General features: G+C 49.4%; 9 protein-coding genes. 6 read left to right on the top strand and 3 right to left on the bottom strand.

Features of this window, described 5'->3' with window-relative positions:
• Window positions 1-445 precede the first annotated feature (445 nt).
• The gene (locus ACFPK9_RS14895) at window positions 446-598 is read right to left on the bottom strand and encodes a hypothetical protein (protein WP_377096068.1); all 153 of its coding nucleotides are present in this window, start codon (window positions 596-598) and stop codon (window positions 446-448) included.
• A gap of 416 nt (window positions 599-1,014) precedes the next feature.
• Between ACFPK9_RS14895 and purB the strand changes: the two genes are divergently transcribed.
• Window positions 1,015-2,439 carry an adenylosuccinate lyase gene (gene purB / locus ACFPK9_RS14890; RefSeq protein ID WP_377096065.1) on the top strand — a complete coding sequence of 475 codons (1,425 nt, stop codon included), beginning with the start codon at window positions 1,015-1,017 and terminating at the stop codon, window positions 2,437-2,439.
• Window positions 2,440-2,541: 102 nt separating this feature from the next.
• On the top strand, window positions 2,542-5,310 hold the full coding sequence (gene glnD / locus ACFPK9_RS14885) for a [protein-PII] uridylyltransferase (protein WP_377096062.1): 2,769 nt from the start codon (window positions 2,542-2,544) through the stop codon (window positions 5,308-5,310).
• A 279-nt stretch (window positions 5,311-5,589) separates the two neighbouring features.
• Here glnD and ACFPK9_RS14880 read toward each other — a convergent pair whose 3' ends face one another.
• Window positions 5,590-6,240, bottom strand: a complete 651-nt coding sequence (locus tag ACFPK9_RS14880) for a carbonic anhydrase (RefSeq protein WP_377096059.1) — start codon at window positions 6,238-6,240, stop codon at window positions 5,590-5,592.
• Between the two features lie 84 nt (window positions 6,241-6,324).
• On the opposite strand from ACFPK9_RS14880, the gene ACFPK9_RS14875 reads away from it, so the two are divergent.
• Genes ACFPK9_RS14875 through ACFPK9_RS14865 form a run of 3 tightly spaced genes read left to right on the top strand, consistent with a single transcriptional unit; the run spans window position 6,325 to window position 11,689 of the window.
• Window positions 6,325-7,689, top strand: a complete 1,365-nt coding sequence (locus tag ACFPK9_RS14875) for a replication-associated recombination protein A (RefSeq protein WP_377096056.1) — start codon at window positions 6,325-6,327, stop codon at window positions 7,687-7,689.
• Window positions 7,686-10,814, top strand: coding sequence for an efflux RND transporter permease subunit (locus ACFPK9_RS14870; protein WP_377096053.1), 3,129 nt, complete (start codon window positions 7,686-7,688; stop codon window positions 10,812-10,814). Before ACFPK9_RS14875 ends, ACFPK9_RS14870 begins: the two co-directional genes overlap by 4 nt.
• Complete coding sequence (locus tag ACFPK9_RS14865) at window positions 10,811-11,689, top strand: DMT family transporter (RefSeq protein WP_377096050.1); 879 nt, start codon at window positions 10,811-10,813, stop codon at window positions 11,687-11,689. The genes ACFPK9_RS14870 and ACFPK9_RS14865 overlap by 4 nt, the downstream gene beginning before the upstream one ends.
• 56 nt (window positions 11,690-11,745) lie before the next feature.
• On the opposite strand, the gene folD is transcribed toward ACFPK9_RS14865, so the two are convergent.
• A complete protein-coding gene (gene folD, locus ACFPK9_RS14860; protein ID WP_377096047.1) occupies window positions 11,746-12,624 on the bottom strand; it encodes a bifunctional methylenetetrahydrofolate dehydrogenase/methenyltetrahydrofolate cyclohydrolase FolD in 879 nt (292 codons plus the stop codon).
• A 158-nt stretch (window positions 12,625-12,782) separates the two neighbouring features.
• On the opposite strand from folD, the gene ACFPK9_RS14855 reads away from it, so the two are divergent.
• Entirely contained in the window at window positions 12,783-13,616 is an 834-nt protein-coding gene (locus tag ACFPK9_RS14855; protein WP_377096045.1) for a PEP-CTERM sorting domain-containing protein, read from the top strand.
• The last annotated feature ends 35 nt before the right edge of the window (window positions 13,617-13,651 follow it).

Raw genomic sequence — 13,651 nt, 5'->3', positions numbered from 1 at the left:
CGAAGACCACATCCACATCCTCTTCAAACTCGCCAAAACTGTCCCCCTATCCAAAGCCAACGAAGACATGAAACACAACTCTCGGAATTTTCAGATGTCGGACATGAGAAAATAAGCAGCATCGAATCATTGGATGAATTCGATCAATTCATCTTAGGCTACTTTTATGATGGAATACAATCATCCTAATCACCATCAGCACCGGAGCATCAATAGAGTATTTTGAGCAATCAGATCAGGTTTGTAACTTTGATTTTTTACCCAGCATTTCCTATCTACGAATCTTTGAGTAATCTGAGTTTATCCCCCCTTCAATGACCCCATCTCTCGCCTAATACGCAAAACTCTGCTTTGCCCCCCACACTGGGGTAACCGACAACTATGAGCAACCGCACAAACCTCGGGGCTCATAAAAAAATTCTCACCCTCAACTGGTAGAATAGTATCAAATCGCACCTTCATTCTCAACAATGACTGGTGGATCTGGCGGTGTACCAGAAGAAGCCTCTTCTTGCATATAGGCCAAAGCACACACAATTGCAGAAGTTGCTACTAGTACACCACCAATCAAGCTTTTTAATGGGAGTTTTGCCTTCATTACGATGCTAAGAGATCTAAGCAGAGAAACACATCAACATCCCTGATACAACTGAAAGCACCAGATCCTCTATAGCTCTCCCTAACAGCCGAAACAAAACTGACTAACAAATACCCAACATCGCCCACAAAACAAAGAGATGCACTCCCTCTTCTATCAGCTCTCACCCATCATGCTCTCACTAATTTCTAGCAATCGATAAATTACAGCATTGTGAACAACTTTGTAATCCACTCAATATCAGAAAAATAAACAACCTACCCCTCAAAACAGTACTTCCCTCTCTCCCACTCCCAAGCATCTCTATCAAAGAAACTGAAATGCTCTCTCGGCATCTAAGCAATGCTATGCTTCTACAGACACAAGATCTCTGCATTAGACTTGAAAGTTGCGGGCGGCTCATTATTACTCCGGTCATGTCCGCTATCCCTAATGTCTTAGCCGAGCGTTACGCCTCACAAGCTATCCGTAATATCTGGTCTGCAGAAGGCCGAATCGTACTAGAACGCGAATTCTGGATCGCCGTCATGAAGGCGCAAAAAGAACTTGGTCTCGACATACCTCAGGAAGCCATCGATGCCTACGAATCCGTAAAAGATCAAGTCAACCTCCAGTCCATCATGGACCGCGAACGCGTCACTCGTCACGACGTCAAAGCGCGTATCGAAGAATTCTGTGACCTCGCCGGCCATCAGCACATTCATAAAGGAATGACCTCGCGTGACCTCACTGAAAACGTTGAGCAACTTCAAGTCTATCGTTCCCTTCTCATTCTCCGTGACAAAACCATCGCAACCCTAGCCAAGCTCGATGCTCGCGCTCAGCAATGGCAAGGTCTTCTAATCACCGCACGCACCCACAACGTCGCAGCTCAGCCAACCACATTTGGCAAACGCATCGCGATGTTCGGCGAGGAACTCCTCGGCGCTCTCGGTTCGCTCAACTACCTCACTGAATCATACACCGTCCGCGGCCTCAAAGGCGCAGTCGGCACTCAGATGGATCAAATTTCGCTGTTCGAAGGTGACCTTGATAAAGTCAACGCACTCGAAAACAGTATCTGCAAGCACCTCGGCATCCCAGAAGTCTACGACAACGTCGGCCAAGTTTACCCACGTTCACTCGATCTCCGCACCGTGTCTGTCCTTACGGACCTCGCGTCTGGACCATCTTCCTTCTCACGCACTCTACGCCTCATGGCTGGTCACGAGACAGCAAGCGAAGGCTTCGCCAAAGGTCAAACCGGCTCATCCGCAATGCCGCACAAAATGAACTCGCGTTCCTGCGAGCGCGTCAATGGCTTCCAAACCATCCTCAAAGGCTACCTCACCATGGCAACTGGCCTCGCTGGTGATCAATGGAACGAAGGTGACGTATCCTGCTCTGTAGTCCGCCGCGTGATGCTGCCTGACGCATTCTACGCCTGCGACGGAATGTTCGAAACCTTCCTCACCATTCTCAACCAAATGGACGCCTACCCAGCCGTCATCGAAGCTGAAAACGAACACTACCTTCCATTCCTCATGACTACCACCATTATGATGGAAGCTGTCAAAGCTGGCGTCGGCCGTGAAGCAGCGCATAAAGTCATCAAGGAGCACGCAGTCGCTACCGTCAACGACCTCCGCGCTCGCGAAATCAACAAAAACGACCTCCTAGGCCGCCTCGCTGAAGATGATCGCATTCCGCTCAACCTCGAGCAACTCAACGCGCTATTAGAAGAAGGTCGCGAAAATGCCGGATCTGCCCGATCCCAAGTAGACGCCTTTAGCAAGAAGGTTGCCGACTGGACAAGCCGCTTCCCAGATGCTCAGAATTACGAGCCAGGCTCTATTCTTTAAGTAATCTACTGACATAGTAAACTCACTGCATGGCCTAGCAACTGCTAGGCCATTTCTACAATAGGGCGGAATCCCTCATTCAATATTCTAAACCATTCTCTGATGCACCCAATTTCTGAATCCATCACCCAATACGCGGAAGAAACTCTCATTCCAGGACTGAGAAATGCGAATGAACAAAGCGCCCGAGCTGATCTCATTAAAGACTACATAAAGGTCCAAGACGCACGGATTCGTGAAATCCACGACTTGGGAGCAGGCGGTCTAGAAGTAGCTGGCGCACGCGCATTGATGGTAGACAACTTAATCAGCGCGGCATTCCTCACCGCTCAAGAGCGCCTGTCACCTAAATCCCCTATCAGTATCGCGGTCACCGCTGTTGGTGGATATGGCAGGAGCACACTTAATCCAGGCTCAGACATCGACATCCTTTTCCTCCTTCCCGTCAATTCGACAAAGATCTCAAAGCTCACTTCCCAGCTCGTTCAAGAAGTCCTCTACCTCCTCTGGGACACTGGATTCAAAGTCGGTCACGCATCGCGCTCGATTACCGAATGCCTCACCGAAGCGAAACAAGAACAGCAATCCAAAACCGCCCTAATGGACACCCGCCTCGTCGCCGGTGACCAAACCCTTGTCGACGACTTCATCCGTCGCTTCCAGCGCGATTGTATCCAGAAAAATTCCGAAGCCTTCTTTGAGCTCCGCCGCCAAGACCTGCGTTCGCGTCACAATAAATACTCACACACCGTCTTCCTCCAAGAACCCCATGTAAAAGAAAGCTGCGGAGGCCTCAGAGACTTCCATAATATCATCTGGGTCGAACAAGTAGAACGCGGCACCAACGACCTCGAAGCCCTAGTCCGTGAACGCATTCTCACCAAAAGAGCCTACAAAGAAATCATCGAGGCATACGACTTCGTACACCGCGTTCGAAACGAACTCCACTACCACACTGGACGCTCCACAGATATTCTCACATTGAGGCTACAGGGCATTGTCGCTACTAATTTCCAATACCCAGAAAAAAGCATTCTACGTCGCTGTGAATCCTTCATGCGCGACTACTATCGCCATACCCGCCACCTCTATAACCACACCACCTCATTGATGGAGATTTTCCAGATCGAAATCAATGAAAACGATGAAGCCAAAGGTTGGTTAAAATTCCTCCCCAAACCTAAAAAGAAACGCATCGAGCTAGACGGTTTCATCGTACGCGATGGCCGTATTTACCCGAAAAACTCAGAAATTTTCCGAGATGAACCACATCGGCTAATGCGCGTGTTCCAAGAATGCCAACGTCGCAATCTTACCCTCGGTCCCCAAATGCGCAAGCTGATCAAAGAAAACTGGGACCTCATCGATGACACCTTCCGCTACAACAAGGCTAACCGAGAAACATTCCGAGCCATGCTTGAGCGAAAGGGCCAAGTAGCCGACACCCTGCGCCGCATGCACCGTGTTGGTGTCCTCGGTAGATGGATGCCTGAGTTCGGCCAGCTCGATTGCCTCGTCCAACACGAATTCTTCCACCGCTACACCGCAGACGAACATACACTGCGCTGTATCGAGCAATTAGACGCACTGATCGAGGACGACCGACGTGAACGTGAAGTCTATCGTAAAATCCTCACCGACCTCGAAGATCCCTACGCCATCTACCTAGCCCTCATCCTCCACGACACTGGCCGTGCTGAAAATGTCCGTGAGCACACGGATGGCTCAGCGATGCTAGCGGCGAAAGTCTGCTCTCGCCTCAAGATACGCGGCGAACGTCGTTCACTTCTCACTTTCCTCGTCGACCATCACCTCACTTTTTGGCGCTACGCTACCAATAAGAATCTCGACGACCCTGAAGTCATCGAAGAATTCGCAGCAGTCATGCGCGAACCAGAACGCCTCAAGGCACTCCTCGTATTCACCTACGCCGACTCTAACGGAACAAACGAAGATGCTTGGTCTCCTTGGAAAGAGACTCTCATGCTCCAGCTCTACCACGCCACACTCGCATTCCTCAAATCGGGAAAAGAGCGCTACCGCGATGATCTCGACGCCAAAATTCAAAAACTCAAAAAGCGCACGCAAAACTGCCTCAAAGATAAATACCATGAGCAATTAGAAATGCACTTTGAGCGCATGCCAAAAGGCTACTTCCGCTACCGCGCACCAGAATCCATCGCCATCCACGTACGAGCTGTTCGCCGCTTCCTCATCAAAGAAGAAAAAGCAGAAGAAAACTCCATCGCCTCTGACCTACGCTGGATCGCTCATGAAGACCGAGGTTACACCGAACTCGTCGTGACGGTAAGAAACTGCTCATTACTCATTGAAAAAGTTGCCTGCGCCCTCGCTGCTTCACAAATCAACATCATCGCCGCTGACATATACACCCGTACTGATGGCGTCACCTGCGATGTTTTCCACGTCTGTACAGAAGACCAAGAAGCTGTGACAAATGCGACCACCAAGAAAAAAGTCGAAACCACCTTCTCTGAACTCATCCAACAAGAAGCTTACGACTCTAGCAAATACCTCAAAAAGACCCGTAACTTCCTCCAAAAAGATCCCAACGAAGGTGGCCTGCCATTCCCTGTGAGAGCATTCGTTAACAACCACGCCAGCCAGCAATACACCGCGATCGAAGTTCAAGCTCTCGACCGTATCGGACTCCTCCACGACCTCTTCCTCGAAATTGGTAAATGCGGACTCGCCACCGTCCACGCCCGCATCTGTACCGAAAAAGGTGCCGCCATGGACACCATTTACGTCAGTCAGTTAGATGGCACCAAAGTCACCGACTCCGCCAAACTCGAAGAACTCGAAAGCTCTATCCAGAAGCTCGTAGGCTTCGAACACGCTGATAAATAATTATCAAAAAAATCCCTAGAGCATCTCACTCTGGGGATTTTAAATTTTCTCTAATACCATTTGAGTGGATAGATTGTCGGAATGGCGGTGTTAATTTGGCCTTCATCTCAAGGCATGACGAAGGATTGTAGCAGGCTACATGACTGAGGAAAAACGCAGAAATGAAGCCGAAGTAATGCCGCTCTTTATTGTAATCAGCTCCGCTGACTAGCGTTCATATCAAAATCATCCATTCCGACAATATAGCCGGGAGAATGGTATAAGATCTCTTGAAATTACTTAAGAGCGTTTCGCGAGCCCAAACTTCTGCGGTTCAAGAATCGGCGGTGCCACTGGTTTGAGCAGGCCATCATTGAGATCGTAAACCATCGCGTAAACATGCAGTTCTTGGCCTCTTTCCCATGCGTCTAACACTGGTGGAGATTGAGAGACATTAACAGCTTGCTCGATCGCGTTCAGCTCACAGAGACGCTTAAACTTAGCATCTTCATCGAGTTCAGCCAGCTCTTCCTCATAGACACTCATCACATCATCCACGTGGCGAATCCAGTTGTCGACGAGACCAAAGCGATTTCCTGACATCGCAGCCTGAACCCCACCACAGCCGTAGTGGCCACAAACGATAATGTACTTCACTTTCAAATACTCCACCGCGTAGTGAATCACAGCAAGGCTATTAAAGTCAGCGTGCAGCACGAGATTAGCCACATTGCGGTGCACAAACACTTCACCTGGCTTCAAGCCTAACAATTCATTCGCAGGAACACGCGAATCCGCGCAACCAATCCACAAATATTCTGGTGACTGCCCCTTGGCTAATTCCTCAAAATACTGAGCATCTTTCTCGGTGATTCCCTCAGCCCACTGCTTGTTATTTCTTAAGATTTTTTCAATGCCTTCCATAGCACTGACTTTTATGATTTTTGCCATTTCTGCAAGCATTTCTGAAAAGATTCGAACTCGCCGACTTCCTCCATTGCCAGCCCATAGAATTTCGTTTCAACTACCTCCCACATGGATTCACTTTTCCCAGATGATCCGCGCCCACAGGACGCCGCAGATCAAGAGCACCCTATGCACGACCAGCCTCTTGCTGCACGGATGCGCCCGCGCACTCTCGAAGAAGTCGCAGGCCAACAGCATATCCTTGGAAAAGGGAACTTACTCAGGCGCGCGATTGAAGCAGACCTCTTCAGCTCACTCATTTTTTACGGCCCTCCGGGAACTGGAAAGACTAGCCTCGCTACCGTCATTGCCAAGACCACCAATTCCCGTTTTGAAATGCTCAACGGCGTGGAAAGTAATGTCTCCGAAATTCGCGACAAAATAGCCCAAGCACGCACCTGGAAAAAACTGCGCGGTGAAACAACCATTCTATTCATCGACGAAATCCACCGCTTCAATAAAGCCCAACAAGACGTGCTCCTCCCTCACATCGAACGCGGCACAGTACGCTTCATCGGTGCCACCACCCATAACCCTTATTACTACGTCAACTCCCCCCTAACCTCTCGTTCACAGATCTTCCAGTTAGAATCACTCGCAACTGATGAAGTCATCGAGGTTCTCAATCGAGCACTTAGCGATGCAGAACGTGGACTCGGCAAACTTAAGATTAAAGCTCACAAAGAAGCGCTCCATCACATCGCTGAAAAATCTGACGGCGATGTCCGCAAGGCTCTCACCGCCCTCGACCTCGCAGCTCTCACCACTCCAGCTTGTGAAAATAACACGGTCGAAATCACTCTCGAAATCGCCGAAGAATCAATCCAGCAAAAAGCGATTGTATACGATGCCTCTGGAGATGCGCATTATGATACCATTTCTGCGTTCATAAAATCAATCCGTGGATCAGATCCAGATGCCGCACTTTATTGGCTCGCCAAGATGCTCCACGCAGGAGAAGACCCTCGTTTCATCGCTCGGCGATTAGTCATTTCAGCAAGCGAAGACATCGGTCTAGCAGACTCTAACGCCCTCCGTGTCGCGATGGATGCACAGCAAGCATTTGAGTTCATTGGTATGCCTGAAGGCCGTATCCCGCTTGCTCACGCCACCGTCTACCTCGCTACAGCACCTAAATCTAACAGCGCGTATGCAGCTCTCGGAGAAGCCATGGCTGATGTCCAAACTGGCCGCACGCTCTCAGTCCCAGCACACCTCCGCACACCGACCAGAAAGAAACTCGCATCCAGTTCCGGCACGAGCGATGACGCTCTCGAATATTTTTATTCTCATTCTTTTGAAGGGAATTATGTTCCGCAGTCGTATCTCCCAGAAGGCAGACACTATTATACGCCTACTGAAAATGGTCTTGAGAAGCGCATCAAGGAGCGCCTCGACTATTGGAAATCAATTCATCAACAATCTCACAAATGATCCGCTGGTTCGCAAAAAATCACGTAGCAGCTAACATTCTCATGTTAGCTATTCTTTTATTTGGAGGCTACACAGCCTACTTCAACCTCCCAGTAGAAATTGAACCATCTATCGAGTACCCTCAGGTGCACGTACGCGTTCCTCTGCGCGGAGGCAGCCCAAAAGACGTAGAGCAGAAAATCGTCCTGCCTGTCGAGAGTGCCATGGCTGATATCTCTGAAATCGATGAAATTTTCTCAGAGGCCGACCGCAATAATGCGAGCTTCCGAATGCAAATCGATCGCTCCGCCGACATCGATAAAGTCAAAAACGAAATTAGTGCACGCATCGAACGGATCAGCACTTTTCCCTCAGAATCTGAAAAACCAACTATCTTCGTTCCCAATTCCGCCAATTGGCTCGAGGTCATTTCAGTAGCTGTCTATGGAGATCTCTCCAATTCCGATCTGCTCTCTGCCGCAAAAAAAGTCCGTGACGATCTCACCTCCATCGACGGAATTTCAAAAGTAGAAATCAAGGGACAACGCAGTAAGAAAATACTAATCGAAGCCAAACCTGAAATCCTCAATTCATACAACCTTTCCCTGACCACGCTCACCCAAAAAATCCGCGAAGCCTCCATTGACCTCTCTGCAGGTTCAGTGAACAACAACGGGGAACGCATTCTCATTCGCTCCAGCTCACAAGCATATGAAGCGGAACAATTCAGCGAGCTCGTTATCTCTCGTGAAAATGGTTCCGAGCTTCGTCTGAAAGACGTCGCCACTGTCCGCGACTCCTTGGCTGAGGACGAAAAAGTCCTTCGCTACAATGGTCAAAATGCCATTCTGATAGAAATCCTCCGACTCGATGGCGAGAACTCGCTAAAAATTGCCAACTCTGTGCACGACTATGTAGCACAAGCCAAAGAACGTTTCCCAGAAGGTGTAAATCTCGCCACATGGGATGATGACTCGATCAGTCTGAAAGGTCGCCTCAACACCCTCATGGTCAACTTGCTCCAAGGCGGTATTCTGGTGCTCATTTTCCTAGGCCTTTTCCTTCGCCCACAGATTGCATTCTGGGTCGTCGCCGGCATTCCTATCAGTTTTGCTGGCGGCATCATAGCCATGCACTACCTCGGAGTCTCCGCGAATAACATGAGCCTCTTCGGCTTCATTCTCGTACTAGGTATTGTGGTCGATGATGCCATTGTCACAGGTGAAAATATCTATTCACGGATTCGAGACGGCAAGCTCTCCTCACTAGATGCTGCCGTGATTGGCACTCAAGAAGTAGCCACTCCCGTCACCTTTGGCATGATCACCACCATTGCCGCTTTTGTTCCACTGATGTTCATCGAAGGCCACCTCGGTGAAATGGCTCGCCAGATCCCACTCGTTGTCATCCCCGTCCTGCTCTTCTCACTAGTAGAATCCAAGTTCATTCTCCCAGCCCACCTCAAACACCTCAAAACCAACCGTAAAAATGCCGGCTGGTTGGTTCGCACCCAGCGCTACATTGCCGACGGTCTAGAGAAATTCATCCAGCGAGTCTACAAACCCATTCTTGATTTCTCTCTCCGTCATCGCTACTCCACAATTTCACTCTTTGTAGCCTCTCTCCTCCTCACCATAGGATGGTATGTAAAAACGGATAACTTCAACCCCGCTCCATCCACTGATCGCTACTTTATCTTTGCAACGCTAGACACTGTCGCTGGCACCTCATTTGAAGAAACCGACAGACGCGTGCAGCAAGTAGTCGATGGTTTAGACTCGATTCGCAATGACTTTACCGACAGCGGCACCGGCGAGTCTCTCATCGGAAATGTCGTCACCTCGTCAGGAGGAAAGCCTTGGCACGACCGCGCAGACCCGACAGAAGGATATGTGCTCGCAGAAATTGTCCCTCCAGGACAGCGCACCACCCCTGGTCCCAAAAATGCTGAGATCGCCGAAGCCTGGCAGGACGCAGTCGGGGAAATGCCTGGCGTGCGCAACTTCTACATTCGCGGTGAACAAAATAATTCCCGAGGCCAGCAATCTGACCCAATCAGAGTCACTGTACGTTCCAACAATGACGAAGAACGCGTCGGCTTCGAAACTGAACTGAAAGAATGGCTTAGAAGCCAAGAAAACATTCGCAGTGCTTGGTCAGACCGCCAGCGAGAACAACGCGAACTCGACATTCAGCTCAACGGAGCAGGACGTGAAGCGGGCCTCACTCAAGGCGACCTCGCCCAGCAAGTACGCAATGCCTTCTATGGCACCCAAGTTCAGAAATTCCAAACTGCTGACGAAGAACTCGAAGTCATGCTGACATTACCGGAGGAACAACGCGAATCCCTCCACACTCTTGATACTTTACGCGTCTCCCTACCGAACGGGCAACTTGCTAGCATCTCGCAGCTTGCAACTGTCAGTGAAGGAGTCTCTCCACGCCGCATCAAACGCAAGGAAGGTGCACGCTTCACCGAAGTCGCAGCCGTTGCTAAAACTGATTACAAGATTACTAAGTTAGAACCTGAACTCACCGCCTACCTCAACAAGCTCGCTCTCGACTACCCGAGTGTCCACTGGAATTACGAAGGTGAGCTCGCCGAATATAAAAAGGGTAACAAGCGCATCATTGCTCTCGCGGTAATTCTCACTTTCACCCTCTATTCACTACTCGCCATCCCATTCAAATCCTTCCTCCAGCCCTTCTTCGTCATGCTCGCTGTTCCTTTCGGTGTGATTGGCGCATACTGGGGACATATCATACTAGACATCGATGTTTCTTATCTTTCCTTCTTCGGCATGCTTGCCCTCGCTGGAGTTGTTGTGAACGACTCCCTCGTAATCGTAGATTTCATCAACAAGAAAGTAGAAGAAGGCATGCCACTCAAACAAGCGATCGCTGAATCTGGCATCCGCCGCTTCCGCCCGATCATGCTCACCTCACTCACAACCTTCGCCGGTCTTATGCCAATCATCTTTGAAAGCTCGATCCAAGCGCAGTTCCTCATCCCCATGGCTGTCTCGCTTGGCTTTGGTATTTTATTTGCCACCGTGATTACCCTCTTCCTTATCCCCTGTGCTTATGCTGTTAGCTCTGACTTCTCCTCGGTCTTCAAACGGAAAAGCACAAAAACAGACTCGTGACCTCCACTTCCATCCGCAAACTGGGTTTCTACACCCTGCTAGCTCTCATCGCCTTTGCTGGCAACTCGGTGCTCGGTAGAATTGCGCTCAGTGAAAATGCGGTAGACCCCACTAGCTTCACTGTGATCCGCCTCTATGCTGGAGCTCTTGTTCTCTGGATACTCCACAAATGCACACTGAAGGGCAACCCTCCCCGAAGTAAAGGAAGCTGGCGTGCTGCCTGCATGCTATTTCTCTATGCTGTAACTTTCTCTTACGCTTATAGATCTTTAGAAACAGGAACTGGTGCCCTCGTGCTTTTTGGAGCTGTCCAAATAACCACACTGGTCGACAGCTTACTCAAAGGAAACTCTATCAAACCCGCTGTCTTCCTCGGTATGGCCGTCGCCTTGCTCGGTTTTATCTACCTTGTAAAACCGAGTCTATCCACACCCTCACTCACTGGGTTTCTGCTGATGCTTGTCGCTGGCATCGCTTGGACCTATTACACCCTCTTCGGTTCAGGCTCTCTCAATCCCCTCAGAGACACAGCACATAATTTCGTACGCACCATCCCACTCACTATCCCACTGATTCTCTTCAGTTTTCCACACATCGCTATCACTCCGAAAGGCTCTCTACTAGCACTCAGCTCCGGGGCACTCACTTCAGGTCTAGGTTACGCCATTTGGTACCGAGTCCTCAAAGACCTCAAACCGATCTCTGCCGCAGTAATCCAACTCACCGCACCCGTCCTCGCTACCGCTGGAGGGATCTTCTTCGCTGCAGAACCTCTCACCACACATTTCATCATTGCCTCATTCGCTATCCTCACTGGAGCTCTCATCGTCATCCTCTCTAACAGAGGATACAAAAAAGCCTGTGAGCAATCTTAACTCACAGGCTTCCCTCTAGATAGAGGTCGTAAATAAAAATGTTTGCTGCCGCGCGCTTACGCAATTCCATTGGCAAACTTCGCAGCCTGCACAGTATTCTGCATCAACATCGCAATCGTCATCGGCCCAACGCCACCAGGCACAGGCGTAATCGCTTTACACTTCGGTGCGACTTCATCGTAAGCTACATCGCCCACTAGTCTATAACCACTCTTCTTCGAAGCATCTTCTACACGATTGATCCCAACATCGATCACTGTCGCCCCTTCTTTGACCATGTTTGCAGTCACGAATTCAGGTTTACCAATCGCAGCAACAATAATGTCAGCCCGACCACAAACTTCAGCCAAATCTTTAGTCCGCGAATGCGCAACAGTCACAGTGGCATTCCCTTCACGTCCCATCAAAAGTAAAGCCATCGGCTTACCTACGATCATCGAACGCCCAATCACCACTGCTTCTGCCCCAGAAGTTTCCACCCCCGCATCTTTCAGCAAGCGCATGCAACCAGCCGGAGTACACGGAACGTAACCACTAGGGTCTTCCAAAGCGAGCTTCGCAACATTCTCCGGATGGAAACCATCAACATCTTTCGCTGGATTAATAGCTCGAACGATCGCCTCTTCATCAATGTGTGCCGGAGGTGGCGATTGCACAAGAATACCATGAATAGCTGGGTCGTTGTTCAACTCCTCTACTACAGCCATTACTTCCTCTTGCGTCGAATCCGCAGCCATCTCGATCTTTCGCGAATAAATTCCAAGCTCTTCACATTTGCGAGCTTTCGAACCGACGTAAACTTTGGAAGCGGGATCTTCTCCAATCAACACTACTGCTAGTCCAGGTGTAATTCCCTTATCTTGGAGCTCTGCAATCTGCTCTTTGCACTCAGAGAGAACCCTCTCCGCAACTAGTTTTCCGTCGATTTTTTGCATGGATCAGAACTAGCCAGAGAGGCTCGTCTGCGCAATAAAAAACAACTTCAACAAGAAGTGTAACCTTCTAATAGCAACACAGACTTGACTTCCCAAGTCTACATCAATACGTCATTGGGTGTCGAGATAGTCACTTCAAATCTCATCTCCCCAACAATATGAACACACACACATTCCTCCCCGTAATAGTTGCCGTTGCATTTGTAAGCAATGTTTCTGCAACTACCCTCCTCGATTTCGGCTCTAATAAACTCGATTTCGGTAACAGCACCTTCTCCAGCACAGGCATGGCGAACGGTAATACAGCATCTGATGGTGGCCAGTTCCGCTGGGCCAATATTATTTCTGTTGACGGCCGCACACTCGACCTCATTGCTGAAGTCTCTGGTGGTCAATACAAATTTGCCAACGCTAATAACAACGGTCTCAATGGTGAATTTGGTCAAATTAACGTAAATCACAGCACCAACGTAGAGTTCACTTTTACCATCGTAGACACCGGCACTAACAATGCAGTCGCTGCTAGTGCCTGGGATTTTGCTCTCTTTGACCTCGACACTGGTAACAAAGGTTCCAACATTGAGTCTCTCTCTCTTGTCAACAATGGGGCTTTCCAGAGTTATACTGTTACAAATGATTCAGAACTTCTCATTGGAGGCACTTATAGCGAACCAAACTTCACAGCTACAACTCAAGGTTATGGATCTGATAATCCATCCGATCCTGCTACGTTAACAGCGCTACAAGAAAACCGCGCTGTTCTCTTCAGCCTTACTGATACCGCTTCCTTCACAATGGTGTACAACACTACAAGTGGACGTTCTGGAAGAAACTTTCTCTTCGCAGGCGAAGCTGAATTCAATGGTAGCACAATAACCTTACCAATTCCTCCAACACCACCAGTAGCAGTTCCTGAACCATCCAGTTCCATGCTCCTTCTCGGTGCTGGGCTCGGATTCATCATCCGTCGTAAGCGCAAGCAAGAAGCTTAATAAGAGATCACAACTTACCTCACACGGGCAAGTAG

It is taken from the genome of Rubritalea spongiae (assembly GCF_042652385.1).
GTDB classification, from domain to species: Bacteria; Verrucomicrobiota; Verrucomicrobiia; order Verrucomicrobiales; family Akkermansiaceae; genus Rubritalea; species Rubritalea spongiae.
The sequence above is the reverse complement of the archived record's forward strand: the minus strand, read 5'-3'. Positions and strand labels throughout refer to the sequence as shown.

What these genes read in the sequence shown, in the direction of transcription:
- ACFPK9_RS14855 (WP_377096045.1), top strand. Translation starts at nt 12,783, where the DNA reads ATGAACACACACACATTCCTCCCCGTAATAGTTGCCGTTGCATTTGTA.
- ACFPK9_RS14870 (WP_377096053.1), top strand. Translation starts at nt 7,686, where the DNA reads ATGATCCGCTGGTTCGCAAAAAATCACGTAGCAGCTAACATTCTCATG.
- purB (WP_377096065.1), top strand. Translation starts at nt 1,015, where the DNA reads ATGTCCGCTATCCCTAATGTCTTAGCCGAGCGTTACGCCTCACAAGCT.
- glnD (WP_377096062.1), top strand. Translation starts at nt 2,542, where the DNA reads ATGCACCCAATTTCTGAATCCATCACCCAATACGCGGAAGAAACTCTC.
- ACFPK9_RS14880 (WP_377096059.1), bottom strand. Translation starts at nt 6,240, where the DNA reads ATGGCAAAAATCATAAAAGTCAGTGCTATGGAAGGCATTGAAAAAATC.
- ACFPK9_RS14895 (WP_377096068.1), bottom strand. Translation starts at nt 598, where the DNA reads ATGAAGGCAAAACTCCCATTAAAAAGCTTGATTGGTGGTGTACTAGTA.
- ACFPK9_RS14875 (WP_377096056.1), top strand. Translation starts at nt 6,325, where the DNA reads ATGGATTCACTTTTCCCAGATGATCCGCGCCCACAGGACGCCGCAGAT.
- folD (WP_377096047.1), bottom strand. Translation starts at nt 12,624, where the DNA reads ATGCAAAAAATCGACGGAAAACTAGTTGCGGAGAGGGTTCTCTCTGAG.